The following is a 22,830-nucleotide window of genomic DNA, read 5'->3' as shown; positions in this document are numbered from 1 at the left end:
CGAGCACGTCCGCGTCTTCCCGCTGTCCAACTGGACCGAACTGGACGTCTGGCAGTACATCGCCCGCGAGGGCATCCAACTGCCGGAGATCTACTTCGCGCACGAGCGTGAGGTGTTCTCGCGCTCCGGCATGTGGCTGACTCCCGGCGAGTGGGGCGGCCCCAAGGACGGCGAGACGGTCGAGAAGCGCCTGGTGCGCTACCGGACCGTCGGCGACATGTCCTGCACCGGTGCCGTCGACTCGGACGCGGTGACGCTGGACGACGTCATCGTCGAGATCGCCGCGTCCCGGCTGACCGAGCGGGGCGCGACCCGCGCCGACGACAAGATGTCCGAGGCCGCGATGGAAGACCGTAAGCGCGAGGGGTACTTCTAAGCATGAGCACGACCACGGAACTCTCCGAGACCACGCTCCTGCGGTTCGCCACCGCCGGCTCCGTCGACGACGGCAAGTCCACGCTGGTGGGCCGGCTCCTGCACGACTCCAAGTCGGTCCTCACCGACCAGCTGGAGGCTGTGGAGCGCGCCTCCGCCTCGCGCGGCCAGGAAGGCCCGGACCTCGCACTGCTGACGGACGGCCTGCGCGCCGAGCGCGAGCAGGGCATCACGATCGACGTGGCGTACCGCTACTTCGCCACCGCCAAGCGCCGGTTCATCCTCGCGGACACCCCGGGGCACGTGCAGTACACCCGCAACATGGTGACGGGTGCCTCCACGGCCGAGCTGACGGTGATCCTGATCGACGCCCGCAACGGTGTCGTGGAGCAGACCCGCCGGCACGCCGCCCTCGCGGCGCTGCTGCGGGTGCCGCACGTGGTCCTCGCCGTGAACAAGATGGACCTGGTCGACTACCAGGAGTCCGTGTTCGCCGCGATCGCCGAGGAGTTCACGGCGTACGCGCTCGAACTGGGCGTCCCGGAGGTCACCGCGATCCCGATCTCGGCGCTCGCCGGTGACAACGTGGTGGAGCCGTCCGCGAACATGGACTGGTACGGCGGCCCCACCGTCCTGGAGCACCTGGAGACGGTCCCGGTCATCCACGACCTGAGCCACTGCCACGCGCGGCTGCCCGTGCAGTTCGTGATCCGTCCGCAGACCGCCGAGCACCCCGACTACCGCGGTTACGCCGGTCAGATCGCCGCCGGTTCGTTCCGTGTCGGCGAGTCGGTGACCGTGCTGCCCTCGGGCCGCAGCTCGAAGATCTCCGGCATCGACCTGCTCGGCGAGCCGGTCTCCATCGCCTGGACGACCCAGTCGGTGACGGTTCTCCTGGAGGACGACATCGACATCTCGCGCGGCGACCTGATCGTGCCCAGCAAGGACGCCCCGCCGACCACCCAGGACATCGAGGCGACCGTCTGCCATGTGGCCGACGCGCCGCTGACCGTCGGTCACCGGGTGCTGCTCAAGCACGGCACCCGCACGGTGAAGGCGATCGTCAAGGACATCCCGTCCCGTCTCACGCTCGACGACCTGTCCCTGCACCCGCACCCGGGACAGCTCGTCGCCAACGACATCGGCCGGGTGAAGGTCCGCACGGCGGAGCCCCTGCCGGTGGACTCCTACTCCGACTCCCGGCGTACCGGTTCGTTCATCCTGATCGACCCCAACGACGGCACCACGCTCACCGCGGGCATGGTCGGCGAGTCGTTCGCGTCCCCGGAACCCGTCAAGGACACGTCCGAGGACGACGGGTGGGACTTCTGACATGAACTCCACCGACTACTTCTCCACGTTCGCGAAGGAGGGCGGCCGCGTCGGCAGCGGCGCGCTCGGCAGCGGGCAGGGCGGAGTGGCGCGATGTGTGCGTTGACGTACGCGCACCGCTTGCGCGCCCCGTCCCCCCACCCGACGTCCCGGACGAGACGAAGACCTGCCGACCTCCCGGCCACGACCTGAGAGACCGTGACCGCCGGGCCTCCGAGAGGAACACCTCCCGTGCCTGCAAAATCCGCTCTTCGCCGCACCCTCGCGGTCATAGCCGCGCTCCCCCTTCTCACCCTCGCCGCCTGCGGCTACGGCTCCGACGCCAAGGACGACGACACCGCCAAGGTCGCCGCGGGGGCGAAGAAGATCGACGGTCTCGACTCCGTCAAGATCGGCTACTTCGGGAACCTGACCCACGCCACCGCGCTGGTCGGCAACCAGAAGGGCTACTTCCAGAAGGCGCTGGGCGCCACGGAAGCGAAGTACCAGGTGTTCAACGCCGGGCCCTCCGAGATCGAGGCGCTCAACTCCGGCTCCATCGACATCGGCTGGATCGGCCCGTCCCCGGCGATCAACGGCTACACCAAGTCCAAGGGCACCAACCTGCGCATCATCGGCGGTTCGGCGTCCGGCGGCGTGAAGCTCGTCGTCAACCCGAAGAAGATCAAGTCCCTGAAGGACGTCAAGGGCAAGAAGATCGCCACCCCGCAGTTGGGCAACACGCAGGACGTGGCGTTCCTCAACTGGATCTCGGACCAGGGCTGGAAGGTCGACGCCGAGAGCGGCAAGGGCGACGTGTCGGTGGTCCGTACCGACAACAAGGTCACCCCGGATGCCTACAAGTCCGGTTCCATCGACGGCGCCTGGGTGCCGGAGCCGACCGCGTCGAAGCTGGTCGCCGAGGGCGGCAAGGTGCTGCTCGACGAGGCGGACCTGTGGCCGGACAAGAAGTTCGTGATCACGAACATCATCGTGTCGCAGAAGTTCCTCAAGGAGCACCCGAAGGCCGTCGAGGCGGTCCTGAAGGCCTCGGTCGAGGCCAACAAGTGGATCAACGCCAACCCGGACGAGGCCAAGGCAGCGGCGAACAAGCAGCTGGAGGCCGACTCGGGCAAGGCACTCCCGGCGGACGTCCTGGACCCGGCGTGGAAGTCCATCCAGTTCACCAACGACCCGCTGGCCGCCACCCTCAACACCGAGGCGGAGCACGCGGTGAAGGCCGGTCTGCTGGAGGACCCGCTGCTGGACGGCATCTACGACCTCACGCTTCTGAACAAGGTCCTCAAGGCCGCGGGTGAGAGCACGGTCGACGACTCCGGTCTCGGCGTCAAGTAAGTCCTGACCCCCTAAGTCCCCAGGAGGTGACGACCATGGCCACCGCGGTTGCCAAGGCCGAGCAGGCCGAGTCAGTCGAGTACGCCGCCCGGATCGAGCATGTCTCGAAGTCCTTCGCCGGTCCCGCCGGGCAGCAGCTCGTCCTCGACGACATCACCCTCGATGTCGCACCGGGCGAGTTCGTCACCCTCCTGGGGGCCTCGGGCTGTGGCAAGTCCACGCTGCTCAACCTGGTCGCGGGTCTCGACGACCCGAGCGCGGGCAGCATCAAGACGGACGGGCGCCCGGCCCTGATGTTCCAGGAACACGCTCTGCTGCCGTGGCTGACGGCGGGCAGGAACATCGAACTCGCCCTCAAGCTCAGGGGAGTTCCGAAGAGCGAGCGGCGCGAGAAGGCGGAGTCGCTGCTCGAACTCGTGCGGCTGCAGGGCGCGTACGGCAAGCGCGTGCACGAGCTGTCGGGTGGTATGCGCCAGCGCGCGGCGCTGGCCCGGGCCCTCGGCCAGGAGAGCAGCCTGCTGCTGATGGACGAGCCGTTCTCGGCTCTCGACGCCATCACGCGGGACGTGCTGCACGACGAGCTCACGCGTATCTGGCAGGAGACCGGGGTCTCCGTCCTGTTCGTCACGCACAACGTGCGTGAGGCGGTGCGGCTCGCCCAGCGCGTGATCCTGCTGTCGTCGCGCCCTGGCCGGATCGCGCGCGAGTGGACGGTCGGCATCCCGCAGCCGCGCCGTATCGAGGACGCGCCGGTCGCCGAACTGTCCCTCGAGATCACCGATGTACTGCGTGGGGAGATCCGCCGTCATGGCCAGCACTGACACGACACCGGTCCAGGACACCGGGAGCGTAGAGGCGGGCCTCGACGCGCTGGACACCCAGGTCACGGGCCGGCCGCCGTTCCGGCAGACCTTCCGCGAGAAGATCTTTCCGCCGCTCGTCGCGACCGCCGTGGTCCTGGTGATCTGGCAGGCGCTGATCTCGCTCGACATCGTCACCGACCCGACCAAGCTGCCCTCGCCCGGCGAGGTGGCGACCGAGTTCAAGGACGCCTGGCTGGAGGGCAAGCTCCTCGGCTACATCTGGACCAGCGTCGAGCGCGGTCTGCTCGGCTTCCTGCTGGCGCTGGCGATCGGCACCCCGCTGGGTCTGATCGTGGCCCGGGTGAAGTTCGTGCGTGCGGCGATCGGACCGGTCCTGTCGGGCCTCCAGTCGCTGCCGTCGGTGGCGTGGGTGCCGCCGGCGGTCCTGTGGCTGGGCCTGAACAACTCGATGATGTACGCGGTGATCCTGCTCGGCGCGGTCCCGTCCATCGCCAACGGTCTGGTCTCCGGCATCGACCAGGTGCCGCCGCTGTTCCTGCGGGCGGGCCGCACGATGGGCGCGACCGGGTGGAAGGGCGCCTGGCACATCGTCCTGCCGGCCTCGCTGCCGGGCTATCTGGCCGGTCTGAAGCAGGGCTGGGCGTTCTCCTGGCGCTCGCTGATGGCGGCGGAGATCATCGCCTCCTCGCCCGATCTGGGCATCGGTCTCGGCGCGCTGCTGGAGAACGGCCGCAACGCCAGCTCCATGCCGATGATCTTCGAGGCCATCTTCCTGATCCTGTTCGTCGGTATCGCCGTCGATCTGCTGGTCTTCAGCCCCCTGGAGCGGCGGGTGCTGCGCAGTCGCGGTCTGCTGGTGAAGAGCTGAGGTTCGCATGTACAAGAAGCCGGTCCGCCCCGTCCTTTTGGTGATCGCCCACGGCAGCCGTGATCCACGGCACGCCGCGGCGGTGCACGCCCTGGTGCGCCGGGTGCGCTCCATGCGCCCCGGTGTACGGGTGGAGACCGGCTTCCTGGACTTCAACATCCCCTCCGTCCAAGGGGTGTTGGAGTCACTGGCGGCGGAGGGCGTCCGTGACGTCGTCGCCCTGCCGCTGCTGCTGACCCGCGCGTTCCACGCGAAGGCGGACATCCCCGCGGTCCTCAGGGACGCTCCGCCGCAGCTGCGGATCCGCCAGGCGGAGGTGCTGGGCCCGTCCCCGCTGCTCCTGTCGGCGCTGGAACGGCGGCTGTACGAGGCCGGGTTGACGCCGGCCGACAAGTCCTCGACCGGGGTCGTACTGGCCTCGGCGGGGTCCACGGACCCGGAGGCGATCGCAGTGATCGCAGCAATCGCGCGGGAGTGGCGGCGCACCGGTTGGTGTGCCGTGCGGCCTGCGTTCGCCTCCGCCGCGTTGCCCCGCACGGAGGACGCGGTACGGGAACTCCGTTTCCTGGGCTGTTCCCGGGTGGCCGTCGCGCCGTACGTGCTCGCCCCCGGCTTCCTGCCGGACCGGATCGCGCGGGGCGCGGCCGAAGCGGATGTGCTGGCCGATGTGCTCGGCCCGTCGCCGGAGGTGGCGCGGGTGTTGTTGGAGCGGTACGACGAGGCGCGGGTGCCCGCGCTGGCGGTCGTCGGCGCGTAGCCGTCCGCGGGCCGGTGAGGGCCGGCCGCGCCCACGCGGCGGAGCCGCAGATCGATACAGCCCCGCGCCCCTTGGGTGGGTGTCGTCCAGGCACCTTCAACGGCACAGGTCGTCCCCCAGCCGCGTCCTCGCGTACCGTACGACCCTCCCGTTGCGCGTCCTGCTGAGCAGTCCCGCGTCGTAGAGCACCGCCAGGTGCTGGCTCACCGCGCCCGGGGTGACGTTCAGGCGGTGGGCCAGCTCGGTCGTCGAAGCCGGTTCCGCCAGGAGCAGCAGGAGCCTGGCTCTGGGACGGCCCAGCAAGCGGGCCAGGGCGTCGTCGGTGACCGGGGGCGGTTCCTCGGAGAGGGTGGCACGGCCGCGGGCCGGGTAGACGAGCGTCGGCGGGCGGTCGGGGTCGATCAGGGGCTGGGCGCCGCGGGCGAACATGGTCGGCAGCAGTACGAGGCCGCGCCCCGCGATGCTGGTGTCACCCCACGGTGCCTGCTGCATGAAGTCCTGTGTGGACAGCCTCAGCCGGCCGTCGGTCCAGGAGAGCCGCCGGTCGAGGTCCTCGAACATCGCGCCGGCCCCCTGCTCCGCCAGCACCCGTCCGTAGTGGGCGAGATCGGCCTCCAGGATGCTCTGCACGCGCGGCCACCAGTCGCCGGCCAGGCAGGTGTGCCAGTAGGCGGCGAGTGCGTCCACGATCCGGGCGAGGAAGGCGTCCGGATCGGCGAGCCCCCGGGCGACGACGGGCGGTAGCGCGTCCCCCGTCCGGTAGGCGGCGCGGAAGTCGGCCTCCAGGACGTCCCAGGGCGTACGGCGGACCCGGTCCAGTTCGTCCGCGAAGGCGGGGCGGGCCCGGTCGGGGCGCGGGGTGAGGAAGTCCGGCACCCACAGCCAGGGGGTGGTGAGGGCGGTGAGGAGTTCGTGGTCGAGGGCTTCGAGGCGAGGGCGCATCCGGCGCAGCCACGGCCGGTGGTGCGGGTAGCGGGCCGGGTCGTGCAGACAGCGCAGCGAGAACACCGTCTCCTGGAGCGGGGAGTACGCGAAGGAGGTGGTGGCGAGGTCGCCGACCTCGAAGCGGAACTCGATCATTGAGCTCCACGCTAAATCATTGTCGGCGCGGGCCGGCCGCCGGGTGGGATGTCCGCATGACCACGACACCCACCGCCGTGCCCGCCTCCGCGGGCCAGGAGCTACGCCCCTCGCGCCTCCCCACCGACCCGACCCTGCGCCGCGCGGCCCTGCTCACCGCCGTCAACTCCCTCGGCAACGGCCTCTACTTCCCGCTCGGCGTCCTCTACTTCACTCGCATCGTCGGCCTCGACGCGACCTCGGTGGGGCTCGGGATGACGGGCGCCGGCCTGGTCGGGGTGGCAGCCGGGGTGCCGGCGGGGCGGGCCGCGGACCGGTGGGGCGCCCGGCAGGTGGGGGCATGGCTGTGGGCCGGGACGGGGGTGGCGACGGCCGCGTACGTCCTGGTGCAGTCGTACGTCGGGTTCCTCGTCGCGGTGGTCTGCGCAACGGGGCTGCAGATGGCGAGCCGCGGGGTGCAGGGCGCGATCTACGCCGATGTGCTGCCCGCGGCGACCCGGGTGGAGGCGCGGGCCTATCTGCGGATGGTGACGAACGTCTTCATGGGCGTGGGCGGCGTGTTCGGCGCGATCGCCCTCCAACTCGACACCCGCGGCGCCTATATGGCGGTGATCGTGGTCAACGCCCTGTCGTTCGCGGGCCCCGCCCTGCTGCTCCCCCGGCTGCCGCTGGCACCGCACGCCCTGGAGCGGACGGCCCACGCGCCCGACGCCCCGGCCGCCGACCGCTGGCGGGCGGTGCGCGACCTGCCGTTTCTCGCGGTGACCGTGCTCAACGCGATCCTCGTCGCGCAATACACGCTGAGCGAGGTCGGGTTGCCGCTGTGGATCGTCGAGCGGACCGAGGCGCCTCGCTGGACGGCGGCCCTGCTGATGATCCTCAACTGTGTGCTGGTGGCCCTGCTCCAGGTGCGGGTGGCCCGGCGCGCCTCCCAAGTCCCTTCCGCGGTGCGGGCGATGGGCTTCTCGGGGCTGCTGCTCGCGGCGGCCTGTGCGGTGTACGCGCTGTCGGCGGGCCTGTCGCCGGTGTGGGCGGTGCTCGCGCTGGGCGTCGGCGCGGTGGTGCAGGTCTTCGCCGAGGTGCTGTCGGCGGCGGGTGGCTGGACGCTCGGCTACGAACTCGCCGACTCCCGTGCCCACGGCGTGTACCAGGGGGTGTTCGGCGCGGGCATGTCGGCGGGCATGATGGCCGGCCCCGCGCTGGTCACGGTGACCGCGATCCAGCACGGTTCGGCGGGCTGGGTGGTGCTCGGCGTCCTGTTCGCGGCCGCGGGGCTGGCGGTGGCACCCGCCGTCCGCTGGGCGCAGCGCAACGGCGAGTGGCGCGGCGACAAGAGCTGACGTCCCTCTCCTGTCCGGGGCGAGGCGCCGGGCGGCACTGCCCCAGGTCGTCAGCGCTCCGTTGCGTCGGCCTGCCGCGTCAGCTCGGCCACCGGCATGGACCCGGCCGCCCGGCGCTCCCGGGCGAAGGTGTTGGCGAGGCGCTGGAGCAGGTCGTTGAGCGGGGTCGGGACGCCGTGGAGGCGGCCGAGGAGGGCGATCTCGCCGTTGAGGTAGTCGGCCTCGATGGTGCCGGTGCCGCGGGTGAGGGACTGCCAGGAGGAGCCGCCGCCGCGCGGGGTGCCGTGGAGCGGGACGAGGAAGACCTTGTCGCCGCGGACCGCCTTCTGCTCCTCGGTGCCCGCGTACGGGATCCCGGCGGCTGCGAGGACGGCCGCGCCCTCGGCCTTCACCCTCTCGAAGAGCGTCACCGCCTCCGTGCTCTCCATCGGCCCGGTGACGGCCTCCAGCGCGTTCCCGAGGTTGGCCAGCAGCTTGGCGTACTGCCAGCGCGCCACGTCCGGCGTGACCGGCGCCTCGAAGTGCGACTTCTCCAGGTCCGCGGCGACCAGCCGGGCGGTCTCGTCGGTGCCGTGCGGGTAACGGCCGAGGTGGAGGATGCCGGTGAGCGGACTGCCGGCGGCGCTGACGACGCCCGGTTCGACGTAGGTGCAGGGCAGCCAGACGCAGACGCCGTACACGGTGCGGAAGACCCGCAGGGCGAGCCGCTGGCTCTCCACACCGTTCTGGGCGCAGAGGAGCGGCAGCCGCTCGGCCGCCGTGCCGCCGCCCTCGACCGGTGCCGGGCCCCAGGTCTGGAGGGCGGCCGCGCTGTCCTGGGTCTTCACGGCGAGGACGAGGACGTCGTCGGCGCGCAGCTCGCCGAGCCCGGCGGGTCCCTCGACGACCCGCAGCCGGTAGGTCAGTTCGCCCTCCGGCACCCTGAGCCGTAGCCCGCCGTCCTCCAGCGCCGCGCGATGGGCTCCGCGCGCGACCAGGACCACCTCGTGCCCCGAGCCCGCGAGCCGCCCGCCGATCGTGCCGCCGACCGCCCCTGCTCCGATGATGATGTAGCGCATAGGACGAGCCTCGCACGCTTGACCTTGTCCTTGGGTAAAGGCCGAGACTCCCCGGCCATGGACAGTTATCTGCGACAGACCCCGTACCGCGACCCGGGGAACCTGGACGTCACCGGCCTGCCGTGCGATCCGGGTGAACTCGCCCATGCCGTAAGGGATCTGATCATTCATCGGCTGGAGGGCCCACGGTTCGGGTACACCGTCCCCGACCAACGGCTGCACGAGGACGCCGAATCGCGGTACGTCACCGAGATCCTGCGGATCCTGCGCGAGCGCCGGGACGCGCCGCTCACCGAGGCACGCGCGCCGCATGAGCGGTTCGTGGGCACCTGCCGGGACTTCTCCCTGCTGCTGTGCTCACTGCTGCGGGCGACGGGGACGCCCGCGCGGATCCGCGGCGGCTTCGCGACCTACTTCGTGACGGGGTTTCACGAAGACCACTGGGTCACCGAGTACCGGCTCCCGGACGGGAGTTGGCGGCTGGTCGACCCGCAGGTCACGCACCCGTCGTACGACATCCCCTTCGATCCGCTGGACGTGCCGCGCGACCGCTTCCTCCTGGCGGCGGACGCCTGGCGGGCGTGCCGCGACGGGACCGCCGATCCCGCGACGTTCGGGTTCTGGAGCGTCGCGGGGCTGAGGGGTCTGTGGCTCGTGCGGGCCCGGCTCCTTCAGGACCTGGCGGCGCTGAACGGAGTGGAGCCGCTCCCCTGGGACGGCTGGGGCCCGCGGCAGGTCATGGACGACGCGGATCTCACCGCCGGCGACCTCGCCCTGATGGACGCGGTCGCCGCCGGCGAGGTGCCCGACGGAATGTCGTCCGTGCCGGACACGGTGACCTCGTACACCGTGTACTCGGGCCCGCGGCAGGTCACTCTGCGGCGGTCATCTCCACCAGCTTGACGACGGTGTTCCAGTTGCGGGTGGTGGCGGTCAGGCCCTTGTTCACGCGTGGCTTGGCGAGTTGTTCGGCGAGCTTGGAGCGGCCCAGGCCGTTCGGGGCGTAGAGGTACAGGGCACGGTCGCCGAGCTTGAACTCCTCCGGGAGGAACGCGGGTTGGTCGATCGCCGCGAAGCGGTCCGCGTCGACCGGCTGCGAGAAGTAGGTGACGTGGAGCTGCTTGGCCTCCAGTTCGGCGGCCGGGAAGGGGCAGGCGTCGGCGATCGCGGCGAGATAGGCGTGGTCGCGGACGATCACGTCGACCGAGAAGCCGAAGTGCTTCTCGATCGCGGCCGTGAGCTCGGCGGCGAGGGACTCCTCGTCGCCGTGGCCGGCGGTGAAGACGGCCTGGCCGCTCTGGAGGTGGCTGCGCACGCCGGCGTGGCCCAGGCCTTCCATCAGTGTGCGCAGTTCCGCCATCGGGACCTTCCTGGCCCCGCCCACGTTGATCCCCCGCAACAGCGCCGCATACGTCGTCATGCGCACACCCTAGGGCGGCCTCCCCCCGATGGCCTCCCCGCAGAGCCACCGGTAGGTGTAAGGGTCACCCTCCTCCTCAGTGAGGAGGGTCCGGGGGGTCCGAGCGGACGATCCCGCCCACCTCACTTCACCAGGCAGAACGACGAGAAGGCTTTATCCGCGCCATACCTTCGAATCGAACGGTGTGCGGCACGGGTCGCCATCGTCCGGTGGCGGCAGGGGGCCGTCACCTCGATCAAGGGGGCAAGCCCGTCATGGGGAACGGAGAAACACGCGTGCGGGGCCTCGCGGCCCGGGCCGGCGGCTGGAGCGCCCGGCATCGCTGGGCGGCGGTCGGCATCTGGGTGCTGTTCGTGGTCCTGGCGATGGGACTCGGTTCGGCGGCGGGCCGGGTCGACGTCGACGAGAGCGAAGGCCTGAAGGGCGAGACGCACACCGCGGCGACGATCATCAAGGACGCCGACATCGATGAACCGGCCGGTGAGACGGTCCTCGTCCAGGCGAAGGGCAGCGGGCTGAAGGCGACGGACGCCGAGTTCCGGGCCGCCGTGGACGCGGTCGTCAAGGCCGTCGACGCGACCGGGAAGGTCACGGACGTCCAGTCGCCGTACACCGCCGACACGATCTCGAAGGACGGCCGCAGCGCACTGGTGCAGTTCGACATGCGCGGCGACGCGGAGACCGCGGCCGAGCGGGTCGAGCCGGTGCTGAACGCGGTCGAGAAGGTCCAGCGGGACCACTCCTCGGTGCGGATCGAGGAGATCGGCAGCGCCAGCATGCAGAAGACGTTCGACGACGCGTTCGGCGACGACTTCAAGAAGGCCGAGTACTCCGCTCTGCCCGTGGCCCTCGGCATTCTGCTCGTGGCCTTCGGTGCGCTGGTGGCGGCGCTGGTACCGGTGCTGCTGGCGATCACCGCGATCATGGCGACGATGGGTCTGATGGGCATCGTCAGCCATGTGATGCCGATGGGCGATGTCGCCAACTCGGTGATGCTCCTGGTCGGTCTGGCCGTCGGCGTCGACTACTGCCTGTTCTATCTGCGCCGTGAGCGCGAGGAGCGCGAGGCCGGCCGGGACGCCCAGACGGCCCTGCGCATAGCCGCCGCCACCAGTGGCCGCGCGATCATCGTCTCCGGTGTCACGGTGTGTGTGGCGATGGCCGGCATGCTCTTCACGGGGATCGCCGACTTCGAGGCGATGGGCCTGGCTTCGCTGATCGTCGTCGCCGTCGCCATGGTCGGCTCGGTGACCGTGCTGCCGGCGGTGCTGTCGCTGCTGGGCCACCGGGTCGAGATGGGCAAGATCCCCTTCCTCCACCCGGAGAGCCGCCTTCGCCGCAACCGCGGGCCCGTCAACCGGGAGAGCCGGTTCTGGACGGCCGTCCTCGGCGGTGTGCTGAAGCGTCCCATGGTCTCGGTGGTCGTCGCGGCCGGTGTGCTGCTCGCGATCGCGGCGCCCGCGGTCGGCATGAAGACCCAGAACCTCACGCTGGACCAGGAGTTCGGCGACTCGCTGCCGATCGTGCAGACCTACGACCGGGTCAACGAGGCCTTCCCGGGCGGCTCGGAGCCCGCCGAGGTGATCGTCAAGGCGGACGACATCAACGCCCCGGAGGTGACGAGCGCGCTGGCCGCCTTCAAGCAGGAGGCGATCGCCTCGGGTGCCTCGCGCGGCCCGGTGGAGATCAAGCTGCACGACGCGCAGAACCTCGCCTTCGTGTACGTCCCGCTGGTCGGCGGCTCCGACCTCGACAAGGCGGGCGAGAGCCTGGACAAGCTGCGGGACGAGGTGCGGCCCGCGACGCTCGGCAAGGTGGACGGCCTCGAGGCGCCGATCACCGGTCAGGTGGCTGGTTCGAACGACTTCAACGACCAGCTGACCGGCGCGGTCGTCCCGGTCTTCGCGTTCGTCGTGGTCTTCGCCTTCCTGCTGATGCTGCTGTCGTTCCGCTCGCTGACGATCGCGATCACCTCGATCGTGCTGAACCTGCTGTCGGTGGGTGCGGCGTACGGCATCCTCGTCGCCGTCTTCCAGCACGGCTGGGGCGCGTCCCTGGTGGGCGCGGAGGGCGTGGGCGCCATCATCAGCTGGCTGCCGCTGTTCCTCTTCGTGATCCTGTTCGGCCTGTCGATGGACTACCACGTGTTCGTGGTCTCCCGGATCCGCGAGGCCCGGCTGCGCGGCCGTACGACGAAGGACGCGATCCAGCACGGTGTGGTCACCACCGCCGGTGTCGTCACCAGTGCCGCGGTCATCATGGTCGCCGTGTTCGGGATCTTCGGCACGCTGTCCATGCAGTCCATGAAGCAGATGGGTGTGGGCCTGGCGGCCGCGGTGCTCATCGACGCGACGATCATCCGGGGTGTGCTGCTCCCGGCGGTCATGGCACTGCTCGGTGAGCGCAACTGGTATCTGCCGAAGTGGCTGAACCGGCTGCCGGACCTCACGCACGACGAGGCGCCCGAGGCCGTGGTGCAGTCGGCGCGGGACGACGAGGGCGATCGCGTCCCTGTCTGATTCCGCCTCTTGACCGAAGGCCCGTTGGTATCCCGGGGGAACCAACGGGCCTTCGCCTGCCCTCCGGTCGATCGACGTTGTCGTTCGCGGAGGTCTCGACGCCCTGAACTAGCCCTGGCGGTCGGGCAGTTCGGCCTCGATGAGGTCGGCTGCCCGCCGGGTGCCGCCCTCGTCGGCCATCCCGGCCTGGATGTCCTTGAGCTTCCGCGCGACCTCGGGGTCGTCCACGAGGGCGAGGGCGGTGGCCCTCAGGGTCTCGGCGGTGGCCTCCTCGGTGGGGATGTGCCGGGCGACGCCGAGCGCCTGGAGCATGTCGGCGTTGCCGAACTGGTCCACCGCCTGCGGTACGGCGATCATCGGTGTGGCGGTGCCCAGCCCCTCCTGGCTGCCACCGGCGCCGGCGTGGGTGACGAACAGGTCGGCCTGGCGCAGGATCGCCAACTGCGGTACCCACGAGCGCACTTCGACGTTCGCGGGGATGTCGCCCAGTTCGGTCGGGTCCACGCTCCTGCCGATCTGGAGCACCAGATACCAGCCCGACAGGTCACCGAAGGCCTTCAGGCACTCCCGGTAGAAGCCGGGCTGCTTGGTGAAGGACGACCCGAGCGACACGAGCGCCACCTTCTCGGCGTCCGCGGGCCGCTGCCAGTCGCCCTCCGCGCCGCGGTCGCCCTGGCAGGCGCCGACGAAGCTGTGGACGGTCTCGTCGACGCGGTCGGCGTGGGGCTGGAGCGCCTTGGGGATCAGGACGATGGAGCGAGAGGGCCGGCCGGCGAAGTCGTCGGGGTGCCGAGTGATCCCGTTCTCCTCCAGCCAGGCGTGGAAGCGGGCGTAATAGGCCTGTCCGCGCTCGGTCTTCTTCGGCTCCGCCCACATCGGCTCGGCGACCTCCTCCTCGTAGCCCTCCCAGGCGACGAGGTTCGGCGAGAGCGAGACGGCGGGCACGCCCCAGCGGTGGGCGAGGACGCGGGCCGGGTACGAGGCGATGTCGTGCAGGACGAGATCCGGCTCGTCCCCGTCGTACGCCTCGATCAGCTGCGGGAGCGCCTGGACGGCATCGGCGAGGAACGGCTCCACGTTGTCCAGCAGGGTGCTGCCCCATGCCTCCGGGTCGGCGCCGGGGCCGGGCAGGGTGGAGTTCCAGAGCCTGGGCTCGGCGCCGGTCTCGGCGACCTTCTCCGCGAAGACCGGCGGGATGGCGTACGTGACGCGGTGGCCGCGTGCGACGAGCTCCCGGATCACTTCCAGGCTCGGGTTCACGTGGCCGTGGGCGGCGATGGAGAACATGGCGATGTGTGCGGGAGTGGTCATGACGTCGACCGTAGGCGAGACGATACGTCTCGTGCAATGTATTTTCGTGAACCTCGCAGCTAGCGCTGATAGCGGGCGAGCACCAGATTGCCGTCCTTCTCCAGCCGCTCACGCAGCTCGTCGAGTCCGATCGCCCCGCTGTAGTACTCCTGGAAGGCGGGCGTGGCGACCTTGTCCTTCCACTCGGGATAGCCGCGCACGGACTGGGCGGGCGCCGAGCGCAGTCGGCCGGCGAGCGCGGTCCCCGTGGCCCAGTCGTTCTCACCCGTGCGCAGGGCCGGGTCCTTCAGTGCCTCGGTGCCGGTGGGCAGCATCCAGTCGCCCAGCGCGAGGCGCACCATGTTCTTCGGCCGGAGCAGAAAGTCGACGAACTCGACGGCCGCCTTCTTGTGGGGGCTGTCCTCGGCGACGGAGAGCGTCTGCGGGCTGACACCCTGACTGAGCCCGTCGGCGCCGGCCGGGGCGGGCAGCACCTGCCAGTCGAAGCCCTTCGGCGCCTGCTGGGCGATCTGCTGGCGGTAGGAGAAGCCGAGCGGGACCATCGCGTACCGGCCGCCGAAGAAGCCGGGCAGGGTGTCCGAGCCGCCGCTGCCGAGGGTGGTGGGCGAGGCGCTGCGGTCGGTGTTCGCCTGCTCGTGGATGGTGCGCGGCACGACCTCGTCGCCCTCCTCGAACCGGATCGTCACCTTGCCGTCCGAGCCCCGGTGGAAGAGCCGGCCGCCCGCCGACAGGGAGAGGTTGAGCGTGGCCGAGACGGGCTCCTTGAGCGGCCAGGCGACGCCGTACTTCCCGTCGCCGCTCAGCCGGTCGGTGATCTGCCGGAACTCCGGCCAGGTCCAGGGGTCCTCGGGTGTCGGGATCCGTACGCCGGACTCCTTCAGCCATGTGGCGTTGGCGATCAGCACCCGTGGTTCCTGGAGGAAGGGCACTCCGTAGACGCCGTCGCCGAAGGTCGTCGTGTCCCAGCTCCGCTGCGGGATGTCCGACGTGAGGCGGGCGGGCAGCAGGTCGGTCAGGTCGGCGAGATAGCCGCCGTACGCGAAGTCCGCCAGATCGTCGGAGGCGTCATGGATGATGTCCGGCGCCTCGCCGCCCTCGAAGGAGGTGAGGAGCTGGTCGTGGACGCTGTCCCAACTGCCCTGGACGTACTCGACCTTGACGTCCGGGTGGGTCGCGTTCCACTCCGCCACCAACTGCCGGTTCGCCTCGACGGACTCCTCCTGCCAGGCCAGGGACTGGAAGCGCAGGGTGACGGTGCCGTCGTCGCTGTCACCGCCACCGGTGCAGGAGGTGAGCAGCAGGGTCAGGCACAGGGCGACGATCCCTCGCGTACGCATCAGCTCTTCACCGCCCCGGTCAGCATGCCGCCCGTGATCCGCCGCTGGATGATCGCGAAGACGACCAGGGAGGGCAGGGTCGCCAGGAACGCGGCGGCGGCCAGCGGGCCCAGGTCGGCGACGCCCTCGGCGCCGATGAAGTGGGTGAGGACGACCGGCAGGGTCTGTTTCTCCGGGATCTTCAGCAGGACCAGCGCGAAGAAGAACTCGTTCCACGCCGTGATGAACGCGAACAGTGCCGTCGCCACGATCCCCGGCGCCAGGAGCGGCGCGGTCACCGACACCAGCGTCCGCAGCTTCCCGGCCCCGTCGACGGCCGCCGCCTCCTCCAGCTCGACGGGCACCGCCCGGACGTATCCGACGAGCATCCACAGCGCGAACGGCAGCGCCCACACCACGTACACCAGCACCAGTCCGAACAGCGAGTTGATCAGCCGAAGGTTCTTCAGCACCAGGAACAGCGGGATGATCACCAGCACCAGCGGGAACGCCTGACTCACCACCACCCAGCCGGTCGCCGCCCGCGCGAGCCGGGTGCGGTGCCGGGCCATGACATACGCCAGCGGGGTCGCGATCAGCACGGCGACGAGGGCGGCGCCGAGCGCGGCGAGCAGGGAGTTGCCCGCGGCGCGCAGCAGCGGCTCTTCGTCGAAGGCCTGCCGGAAGTTGTCGAGGGTGGGGTCCTCGGGGATCCAGGTCGGGTGCAGACTGCCCAGTTCCCGGGGCGACTTGAACGCGGTGGAGAGCAGCCAGAGGAACGGGAACGCGAGGAAGACGAGATACGCGAGCAGGGCGGCGTACTGTCCGACGCGGCCCGCGGTGCTGGTCCTCATGCCTCGTCACCTCCCCTGATCCGGCCCACCAGGAAGACGGCGAGAAGGAGGGAGATCACCGCGACCATCACGCATCCCATGGCCGCCGCGTACCCGAACTGCCCGTAGCGGAAGGCCTCCTCGTAGGCGAAGAGCATGGGCAGCCGGGTGCGGCCGCCGGGTCCGCCGCTGGTGAGCACGTACACGAGGGCGAAGGAGTTGAAGTTCCAGATCAGGTTGAGGGCGACCATGGCGAGCGCGACCGGTCTCAGGGCGGGCCAGGTGACCGTCCAAAAGCGCCGCCAGGCACCGGCTCCGTCGACCGCCGCCGCCTCGTGCAGTTCGCGCGGGGTGTTCTGCAGACCCGCGAGCAGCGCGACCGTGGTGGTCGGCATGCCGGCCCAGATGCCGACGACGATCACCGCCGGCAGGGCCGTGCCCAGGCCGCTGAGCCAGTCGCGGCCGTCACCGAGACCGAGGTCGCGCAGGGTCTCGTTGAGGACGCCGGCGTCCGGGTTGTAGACGAGGCGCCACATCACACCGACGACGACCTCGGGCATGGCCCACGGAATGATCGCCAGCGCACGGGCCAGCCATCTCAGCCGCAGATCCTGGTTGAGCAGCAGGGCGAGACCGAGGGCCAGCAGGAACTGCGGCACGGTCACCCCGACGGCCCACACCAGACCGATCCGGAACGACTCCCAGAACAGCGTGTCGTGGAGCAGGTCCTGGAAGTTGAGGGTGCCGATCCACTGCGTGGACCGGGTCCGGCCGGACTGGGAGTCCGTGAACGCCAGCAGGATGCCGTACAGCAGCGGGCCGACGCTCAGCACCAGGATCGGGATCAGCGCGGGCAGCACCAGGAACCAGGCCCCGCGGTCCACCGTCCGCCGGTCCCCGCCGGCGCGTGGCGCACCCCGCGTCGAGCGCTTGGTCACGGTCACCGTTGTCACGTGATCGGCTCCTTCGCACGGCTCGTGACGGGGACCGGTCAGGCCCCGCCCCCGGTGGGCCTCCGTCATGGTCGTGAAGGGGTTATGGGTCGTCAAGGCACCGTGCACACCGTCCGACCTGTACGAATGCGAGACTGGCCGACGGATGGCGGGAAGTCGACGCCGTGTGCACGAGCACATCGGCATATCCGGGACATCCGGCACGGGCAGGGCCGAGGAGACGGAGGCGGACGATGGACGAGGCACGGGCGCGGGACGTACTGGCCGCGGCGGGAGTGCTGCCCGGGCCGGCCGCCGAGGCGCGGCTGCTCGCGCTGGGCGAGAACGCCGTGTTCGCCGCCGGTGACCTGGTCGTCAAGGTGGGCCGGGACGCCGAACTCCTGGACCGGGCCCGCCGGGAGCTGGACATCGCGGCGTGGCTCGCCGAGGCGGAGGTGCCCGCGGTGCGGGCGGCCGAGCCGAAGGCGCTGCTCGTCGAGGGACACCCGGTGACGGTGTGGCACCGGCTGCCCGATCCCGTACGGCCCGCCGAGCCCCGGGATTTGGCCGAACTCCTACGGGTGGTCCACGCTCTCCCCTCCCCCGCCTTCACGCTCCCGCCCCGCGAGCTGCTGGGGGGTGTGGAACGCTGGCTGCGTCTCGCGGGTGACGCGATCGACCCCGCGGACGCGGCGTACCTCCGGCAGCGCCGGGACGGCTTCGCGGCGGCCGCGGCCGCGCTCACCCCGCAGCTGCCGCCCGGCCCCATCCACGGCGACGCCCTCCCCCGCAATGTGCACATCGGCCCCGACGGCCCGGTCCTGGTGGACCTGGAGACCTTCTCCGCCGACCTGCGCGAGCACGACCTGGTGGTGATGGCCCTGTCCCGCGACCGCTACGGGTTGCCCGCGGCGGCTTACGAGTCCTTCACCGAGGCGTACGGCTGGGACGTACGCGAGTGGGAGGGCTGCGGCGTGCTGCGGGGCGCCCGGGAGACGGCGAGCTGCGCCTGGGTGGCCCAGCACGCACCCGTCAACCCGGCGGCGCTGGCCGAGTTCGAGCGTCGGGTGGCGTCGTTGCGGGACGGGGACGAGACGGTGCGCTGGTATCCGTTCTGAGCGGTTCGCCCCGGAGGGTCAGACCGTTTCGTCCGCCAACTCGCGCAGCGGCCACGTCCCGTCGACCACCGCGTCCGTCTCGCCCTTGCGGCGCAGGAAGCTCTGGAAGTCCGCCGCCCACTCCGCGTACCACTCGATCTGGCGGCGGTGCAGTTCCGCCGGGCCGAGGGAGGCGATCTTGGGGTGGCGGTCGGCTATCGCGTGGGCGAGCCGGGCCGCGGCGAGGGCGTCCGCCGAGGCGTTGTGAGCGGCGTCGAGCGGGACTCCGTACTCCCCGCACACCGCTTCGAGGTTGCGCTTGCCGCGGCGGTATCGGTCGATGGACCGGTCGATCGTGTACGGGTCGACGACCGGGGCCGGATCGACGCCGCCCAGGCGGTCCCGCAGCGAGGGCAGGCTGTGGCGGCGCAGCTCCGCCGAGAGCAGGGTCAGGTCGAAGGCCGCGTTGTAGGCGACGACCGGGACCCCCGTCTTCCAGTAGGTCGCCAGGACGTCGGCGATGGCGTCCGCGACCTGGTCGGCCGGGCGGCCCTCGGCGGCCGCGCGTTCATTGCTGATCCCGTGGACCGCCACCGCGTCCGCGGGGATCTCCACGCCCGGGTCCGCCAGCCATTCGCGGTGCCCTATGGGCTGTCCCGCCCTGACCTCGATCACGGCCCCCGTGACGATGCGCGCCTCGCGCGGATCGGTTCCGGTCGTCTCCAGGTCGAAGCCGATCAGCAGCTCCTGGTGCCAGCCCATGCGGCGGCCCCCCTTCTTGGTGGTGCTTTCCCCCAGTGGTCTCCACGATCCCATGCGCCACTGACAATCAGAGGACCGCGTTCCGCTTACGGAACTTTCAGGACACCGGTCGCGAATCCACCCAAGACGTCTCGAACTCCTCGCGGTAGGTCGGGAAGAGTCCGCTGTCGTCGATCTCGCCCGGCTTGACGACCTTGTTCCCGTTGCGCAGCACCAGCACCGGCGCCTCCATGCCCCGCGACCGCCGCAGATAGGACTGCACGACGGCGACCCCGTCCGCGCCGTCCCCGTCGACGAGGTAGGCGGTGAAGCGCGGTGTCTCGTCGTAGACCTGGATCTCGAAGGCGCCCGGGTCGCGCAGCCGGGACCGCACCCGGCGCATGTGCAGGATGTTCATCTCGACGGCACGGCTCAACTCACCGCGCTTGATCCCGAGTTCGCGCTCGCGCCGCTTGACGGCACTGGACGCCGGGTTCAGGAACAGCAGCCGCGCCCGGCACCCGGCCTCGGCGAGGCGCAGCAACCGGCGGCCGGAGAAGTTCTGCACGAGCAGGTTGAGGCCGATGCCGACGGCGTCGAGACGGCGGGCGCCGCCGAAGATGTCCTCGGCGGGGAACTGGCGCAGCAGCCGTACCCGGTCGGCGTGGACGGCGACCACGTCCGCGTACCGGTCGCCGACGAGGTCCTCGACCGCGTCCACGGGCAGCCTGCGCGCGGACGGCACGTCGCCGCCGGCGCCGAGTATCTCCAGCAGTTTCGCCGAGGCCCGCTCGGCCTGGCCCAGGACGGCCTCGGACAGGGCCCGGTTGCGCGAGACGACGTTCCGGGTCACTTCCAGCTCGTCCAGGGCGAGTTCGACGTCCCGGCGCTCGTCGAAGTAGGGCTCGAAGCACGGCCAGTGCTGCACCATCAGCTCGCGCAGCTGCGGCAACGTCAGGAAGCTCAGGACGTTGTCGTCGGCCGGGTCGAGCAAGTAACCCTTGCGGCGGCTGACTTCGCGTACGGCGACCGCGCGCTGCACCCACTCCTGACCGGCCGGTCCCGCGGCGGCTACCACCCAGTCGTCGCCGTGGACGGGTTCGTAGATGGGACGCAGAACAGCGGCCACGACCGCGCGCAGCCGCTGTTCGACGAGGTTCAGCCAGATGTAGGCCCGGCCGGCTCGCTGGGCGCGCGTACGCACCTCACGCCAGGCGTCGGCGTCCCAGTCCAGCTCCGGCCCGATGGAACCGGCGGCGTCCATGGGCCGTGCCAGCGACACCGTGCCGGGCGGGACGTCTGCGGAGTTCCCCTCGTGACCCTCGTCACCAGGGGGCAACTCCAGCCCTCCCGAGCCCACCCGCGCACCGCCTTCCGCTCCCCCGAGCACTGCCCTTGCCAACGATCAAGGAAGGGTACTCCGGGAGCGGTCGGCGGTGCAGCCGGATGGACAGGGTCGTTTCTCAACTACCGCGGTTCCAGTCGCCGTTCTGCCCGGCGAGGGCGGCGGGAGTGAGCGGATTCATAGCCGTGACGTCGCGCGGGGCGATGGAGAAGCCCTGCCAGTGGACCGGCATCGGCTGCTGGTCCTCGTCCCGGGCTATGTGGTGGAACCCGATGTTCATCCAGACCACGGGGTGGGTGAGGGCCTGTCCGTTCACGAACTTGTCGACGGACGAGCCCGATCCGGTGGCGCAGCCGGGCTGGTTCTCACTGGCGTACTTCTCGCACTTCTTGTACTCGGTGAAGTACACGTCGTGCTGGGTGAAGGGGCGGCCGGAGTACTTGCTGGTGGGACCGGGGACGAGCTCGTAGGAGCGCGGGTGGCCGTCCTTGTTCTTGCCCGCCGAACTCACCACGCGCCACCAGCGCATGTTCTTGCTGTCGCCGGCCAGTTCCTTGGTCACCGCGGTGCGGGTGGTCTTGGCGGTCGGGCCGTTGCCGGCGCCGGCCGGGGCGGTGACCTTCGAGTCGTACTGCTCGACCTTCGCCTTGGAGGAGCCGTCGAGGGCGAAGTCGAGCTTCCAGAAGACGTTGTGGCTGTGGCTGTCCGCCTTGGCCGCCGCGCCCTTGCCGATCGGCCAGCTGCGGCCGTCACCGGCGTCGTAGTCGTACGGCGAAAGGCTGCCGGTCGCGCCGACGTTCATGTGGACGGTGCCGTCGTCCTGGAAGCGCCACTCGGTGATGTACTCGTACCAGTCGACCTTGTTGACCGTGTAGACGAGCAGGTCCTTGCCCTGCGCCTGGTAGACCGTGTTGTTCTGGTCGTAGTTCATGAGGCGGTAGGCGTGGCCGCGGGTCTTGGTGGTGGTGCACAGGCCCTTGATGTTCGGGTCCTGGTAGTACGAGGTGTTCTTGACCTTGACCGTCTTGATCGTGCCGCCGGGGCACTCCGCGGCGGTCATGTTCATCAGACCGTCGCCGAAGTTGTACGTCGTCAGGTCGTTGTACTCGCTCCTGCCGTCGTCGTACGGCACGTGGATCTGGGCGAGCCTGGCGCTGTTGAGGACCTTGATCGGCTTGGTCTCGCCGGGCGGCTGGTAGGAGATGTCCTCCAGGACGATCCCGGCCTTGCTCTCGAAGCGCCAGCACATCCGCCAGGTGGTGCCGGAGGCGAGCTTCTTCTCGATCTGGTACGCCGTGCTGCAGTCGGCGGCCGCGGCGGGGGCGGCCTTCGGCTGGGCGGTGGCCGGGCCCGCACCGGTGGTCATGCCGGCCGCCAGGGCCATGACGGCGACACCCAGGAGCGTCCGCCGGCGGGCACGGCTCATTCTGTTCACGCGCATGAAGAGATGACTCCCTTACAGGAGGTGCGAAGGGGAAAAGTGAACGGGCGGGCGGCTCAGCCGCGGACGATCTCGACGACCTTGCGGGTGCTCAGGTCGATGACCAGGTCCCGGGTGTCGATCCACGGTCCGTTCTTGACCTTCGGGGTCAGCGTCGCGCAGCGGTGCTCGCCGCAGGCGGTGAGCGCGGCGGGCCGGATCCCCGGGTTCGCCCGGAAGACCATGCTGTTCAGCTGGAGCTGGTCCGGCGAGGTGAGTTCCTTGCCGGTGGCGTCCTTGTAGTCGCCCTTCAGCCCCGCGGACAGCGGGTCGGCGAGCAGCAGCCGGGCCGCCTCGGCCGTCTCGGCCCGGCTCAGCGGCGGCTGTACGCCGTGACTGGTGGAGGTCCCCTCGACCTTGCCGGTGTCGAGATTGACGGTCCGGGTGACGAGGGTGTCGTCCTTGTAGTCGTAGTACGTCACGTCGGCGCGTCGCGGCGCGTCCGGGTCGTCCAGCTCGCTCGTCTCGGGGTCGGCGAGGTCGATGCCGAGCTGCTGGGGGCCGCGGTCCCCGTCGACGTCCTCACTGGCGTTGAACAGCTGCCGGTTGAGGGCGAGTTTCGCGACCCGCTCCATCTCGTCGTCGGTCAGCGGGTCGCGGCCCTTGCCCTTGTCGCCCTCGGCGGGGGCTTCCTCGACGACGCCCGGCGCGCCGGCCGAACCCTGTGTCTCCTGGTCCTGCTGCTGCCCGGCGGCGGCCTGGCCACCCCCCTTGGCGCCTCCCGTTTCGTCGGCCCCTGCCGTGCCCGGCAGGGTGATTCCGACCATCACGGCGGTCGAGGCCACCGCGATGGCCGCACCGGCCACCACCTTGCCAAGGTGGCGGCGCACTATTTCGCGCACGTCTTTCCCCCTGCTCCCCCCGGTC

The 22,830-nt window shown here is 70.7% G+C and carries 20 protein-coding genes and 1 pseudogene; 10 read left to right on the top strand and 11 right to left on the bottom strand.

Going from position 1 to position 22,830, the window contains the following annotated elements:
• From ACIOHP_RS37580 to ACIOHP_RS37555, 6 genes are all read left to right on the top strand, one after another.
• The coding region (locus ACIOHP_RS37580) for a phosphoadenosine phosphosulfate reductase family protein (protein ID WP_401894440.1) at positions 1–376 on the top strand (376 nt) is incomplete at its 5' end.
• Between the two features lie 2 nt (positions 377–378).
• On the top strand, positions 379–1,707 hold the full coding sequence (locus tag ACIOHP_RS37575; RefSeq protein WP_361548274.1) for a GTP-binding protein: 1,329 nt from the start codon (positions 379–381) through the stop codon (positions 1,705–1,707).
• A 231-nt stretch (positions 1,708–1,938) separates the two neighbouring features.
• Entirely contained in the window at positions 1,939–3,042 is a 1,104-nt protein-coding gene (locus tag ACIOHP_RS37570; protein WP_361548271.1) for an aliphatic sulfonate ABC transporter substrate-binding protein, read from the top strand.
• A 35-nt stretch (positions 3,043–3,077) separates the two neighbouring features.
• Positions 3,078–3,863, top strand: a complete 786-nt coding sequence (locus ACIOHP_RS37565) for an ABC transporter ATP-binding protein (protein WP_361548268.1) — start codon at positions 3,078–3,080, stop codon at positions 3,861–3,863.
• Positions 3,850–4,734: an ABC transporter permease gene (locus ACIOHP_RS37560; RefSeq protein ID WP_401894436.1), complete on the top strand. Its 885-nt coding sequence runs from the start codon at positions 3,850–3,852 to the stop codon at positions 4,732–4,734. Before ACIOHP_RS37565 ends, ACIOHP_RS37560 begins: the two co-directional genes overlap by 14 nt.
• Positions 4,735–4,741: 7 nt before the next feature.
• Positions 4,742–5,491, top strand: coding sequence for a sirohydrochlorin chelatase (locus ACIOHP_RS37555; RefSeq protein WP_401894433.1), 750 nt, complete (start codon positions 4,742–4,744; stop codon positions 5,489–5,491).
• Positions 5,492–5,587: 96 nt separating this feature from the next.
• Here ACIOHP_RS37555 and ACIOHP_RS37550 read toward each other — a convergent pair whose 3' ends face one another.
• On the bottom strand, positions 5,588–6,571 hold the full coding sequence (locus ACIOHP_RS37550; protein ID WP_401894431.1) for a DUF5937 family protein: 984 nt from the start codon (positions 6,569–6,571) through the stop codon (positions 5,588–5,590).
• Positions 6,572–6,627: 56 nt separating this feature from the next.
• On the opposite strand from ACIOHP_RS37550, the gene ACIOHP_RS37545 reads away from it, so the two are divergent.
• Complete coding sequence (locus tag ACIOHP_RS37545; protein ID WP_401894430.1) at positions 6,628–7,911, top strand: MFS transporter; 1,284 nt, start codon at positions 6,628–6,630, stop codon at positions 7,909–7,911.
• A gap of 50 nt (positions 7,912–7,961) precedes the next feature.
• On the opposite strand, the gene ACIOHP_RS37540 is transcribed toward ACIOHP_RS37545, so the two are convergent.
• Positions 7,962–8,969, bottom strand: coding sequence for a ketopantoate reductase family protein (locus ACIOHP_RS37540; RefSeq protein ID WP_401894428.1), 1,008 nt, complete (start codon positions 8,967–8,969; stop codon positions 7,962–7,964).
• 57 nt (positions 8,970–9,026) lie between these two features.
• On the opposite strand from ACIOHP_RS37540, the gene ACIOHP_RS37535 reads away from it, so the two are divergent.
• The gene (locus ACIOHP_RS37535) at positions 9,027–9,872 is read left to right on the top strand and encodes a transglutaminase-like domain-containing protein (protein ID WP_401894426.1); all 846 of its coding nucleotides are present in this window, start codon (positions 9,027–9,029) and stop codon (positions 9,870–9,872) included.
• Here the strand turns inward: ACIOHP_RS37535 and ACIOHP_RS37530 are convergent.
• Positions 9,841–10,389 (bottom strand): DUF1697 domain-containing protein, encoded by a 549-nt coding sequence (locus ACIOHP_RS37530; protein WP_401894424.1) that lies wholly within the window; start codon positions 10,387–10,389, stop codon positions 9,841–9,843. The genes ACIOHP_RS37535 and ACIOHP_RS37530 overlap by 32 nt on opposite strands.
• A gap of 254 nt (positions 10,390–10,643) precedes the next feature.
• Between ACIOHP_RS37530 and ACIOHP_RS37525 the strand changes: the two genes are divergently transcribed.
• Positions 10,644–12,908, top strand: coding sequence for an MMPL family transporter (locus ACIOHP_RS37525; protein ID WP_401894421.1), 2,265 nt, complete (start codon positions 10,644–10,646; stop codon positions 12,906–12,908).
• A 108-nt stretch (positions 12,909–13,016) separates the two neighbouring features.
• Here the strand turns inward: ACIOHP_RS37525 and mgt are convergent.
• The 4 genes and pseudogenes from mgt to ACIOHP_RS37505 all read right to left on the bottom strand — a co-directional run bounded on the left by mgt (position 13,017) and on the right by ACIOHP_RS37505 (position 17,321).
• Positions 13,017–14,256 (bottom strand): annotated as a pseudogene (gene mgt, locus ACIOHP_RS37520) (macrolide-inactivating glycosyltransferase).
• A 22-nt stretch (positions 14,257–14,278) separates the two neighbouring features.
• Complete coding sequence (locus ACIOHP_RS37515; protein WP_401894420.1) at positions 14,279–15,556, bottom strand: ABC transporter substrate-binding protein; 1,278 nt, start codon at positions 15,554–15,556, stop codon at positions 14,279–14,281.
• Complete coding sequence (locus tag ACIOHP_RS37510; RefSeq protein WP_401894417.1) at positions 15,556–16,389, bottom strand: carbohydrate ABC transporter permease; 834 nt, start codon at positions 16,387–16,389, stop codon at positions 15,556–15,558. The genes ACIOHP_RS37515 and ACIOHP_RS37510 overlap by 1 nt, the downstream gene beginning before the upstream one ends.
• Positions 16,386–17,321 carry a sugar ABC transporter permease gene (locus tag ACIOHP_RS37505; protein WP_361548238.1) on the bottom strand — a complete coding sequence of 312 codons (936 nt, stop codon included), beginning with the start codon at positions 17,319–17,321 and terminating at the stop codon, positions 16,386–16,388. The genes ACIOHP_RS37510 and ACIOHP_RS37505 overlap by 4 nt, the downstream gene beginning before the upstream one ends.
• A 233-nt stretch (positions 17,322–17,554) precedes the next feature.
• On the opposite strand from ACIOHP_RS37505, the gene ACIOHP_RS37500 reads away from it, so the two are divergent.
• Positions 17,555–18,418 (top strand): aminoglycoside phosphotransferase family protein, encoded by an 864-nt coding sequence (locus tag ACIOHP_RS37500; protein WP_361548235.1) that lies wholly within the window; start codon positions 17,555–17,557, stop codon positions 18,416–18,418.
• 18 nt (positions 18,419–18,436) lie between these two features.
• On the opposite strand, the gene ACIOHP_RS37495 is transcribed toward ACIOHP_RS37500, so the two are convergent.
• From ACIOHP_RS37495 to ACIOHP_RS37480, 4 genes are all read right to left on the bottom strand, one after another.
• Positions 18,437–19,159 carry a 3'-5' exonuclease gene (locus tag ACIOHP_RS37495; RefSeq protein ID WP_361548232.1) on the bottom strand — a complete coding sequence of 241 codons (723 nt, stop codon included), beginning with the start codon at positions 19,157–19,159 and terminating at the stop codon, positions 18,437–18,439.
• Positions 19,160–19,256: 97 nt separating this feature from the next.
• Positions 19,257–20,528, bottom strand: a complete 1,272-nt coding sequence (locus ACIOHP_RS37490) for an SAV2148 family HEPN domain-containing protein (RefSeq protein WP_401894455.1) — start codon at positions 20,526–20,528, stop codon at positions 19,257–19,259.
• 73 nt (positions 20,529–20,601) lie between these two features.
• Entirely contained in the window at positions 20,602–21,924 is a 1,323-nt protein-coding gene (locus ACIOHP_RS37485; protein ID WP_401894414.1) for a copper amine oxidase, read from the bottom strand.
• A 56-nt stretch (positions 21,925–21,980) separates the two neighbouring features.
• A complete protein-coding gene (locus ACIOHP_RS37480; RefSeq protein ID WP_401894412.1) occupies positions 21,981–22,805 on the bottom strand; it encodes a Tat pathway signal sequence domain protein in 825 nt (274 codons plus the stop codon).
• Positions 22,806–22,830: the final 25 nt, after the last annotated feature.

Origin of the sequence: Streptomyces sp. NPDC087859, from assembly GCF_044742595.1 — a bacterium.
GTDB lineage: Bacteria > Actinomycetota > Actinomycetes > Streptomycetales > Streptomycetaceae > Streptomyces > Streptomyces canus_F.
This window is presented reverse-complemented; position numbering and strand designations above follow the sequence as displayed.

Bases quoted from the DNA above. Each gene is read 5' to 3' on its own strand.
- ACIOHP_RS37535 (WP_401894426.1), top strand. From the start codon at position 9,027: ATGGACAGTTATCTGCGACAGACCCCGTACCGCGACCCGGGGAACCTG.
- ACIOHP_RS37575 (WP_361548274.1), top strand. From the start codon at position 379: ATGAGCACGACCACGGAACTCTCCGAGACCACGCTCCTGCGGTTCGCC.
- ACIOHP_RS37515 (WP_401894420.1), bottom strand. From the start codon at position 15,556: ATGCGTACGCGAGGGATCGTCGCCCTGTGCCTGACCCTGCTGCTCACC.
- ACIOHP_RS37550 (WP_401894431.1), bottom strand. From the start codon at position 6,571: ATGATCGAGTTCCGCTTCGAGGTCGGCGACCTCGCCACCACCTCCTTC.
- ACIOHP_RS37495 (WP_361548232.1), bottom strand. From the start codon at position 19,159: ATGGGCTGGCACCAGGAGCTGCTGATCGGCTTCGACCTGGAGACGACC.
- ACIOHP_RS37555 (WP_401894433.1), top strand. From the start codon at position 4,742: ATGTACAAGAAGCCGGTCCGCCCCGTCCTTTTGGTGATCGCCCACGGC.
- ACIOHP_RS37525 (WP_401894421.1), top strand. From the start codon at position 10,644: ATGGGGAACGGAGAAACACGCGTGCGGGGCCTCGCGGCCCGGGCCGGC.
- ACIOHP_RS37510 (WP_401894417.1), bottom strand. From the start codon at position 16,389: ATGAGGACCAGCACCGCGGGCCGCGTCGGACAGTACGCCGCCCTGCTC.
- ACIOHP_RS37485 (WP_401894414.1), bottom strand. From the start codon at position 21,924: ATGCGCGTGAACAGAATGAGCCGTGCCCGCCGGCGGACGCTCCTGGGT.
- ACIOHP_RS37530 (WP_401894424.1), bottom strand. From the start codon at position 10,389: ATGACGACGTATGCGGCGCTGTTGCGGGGGATCAACGTGGGCGGGGCC.
- ACIOHP_RS37560 (WP_401894436.1), top strand. From the start codon at position 3,850: ATGGCCAGCACTGACACGACACCGGTCCAGGACACCGGGAGCGTAGAG.
- ACIOHP_RS37500 (WP_361548235.1), top strand. From the start codon at position 17,555: ATGGACGAGGCACGGGCGCGGGACGTACTGGCCGCGGCGGGAGTGCTG.
- ACIOHP_RS37540 (WP_401894428.1), bottom strand. From the start codon at position 8,969: ATGCGCTACATCATCATCGGAGCAGGGGCGGTCGGCGGCACGATCGGC.
- ACIOHP_RS37565 (WP_361548268.1), top strand. From the start codon at position 3,078: ATGGCCACCGCGGTTGCCAAGGCCGAGCAGGCCGAGTCAGTCGAGTAC.
- ACIOHP_RS37545 (WP_401894430.1), top strand. From the start codon at position 6,628: ATGACCACGACACCCACCGCCGTGCCCGCCTCCGCGGGCCAGGAGCTA.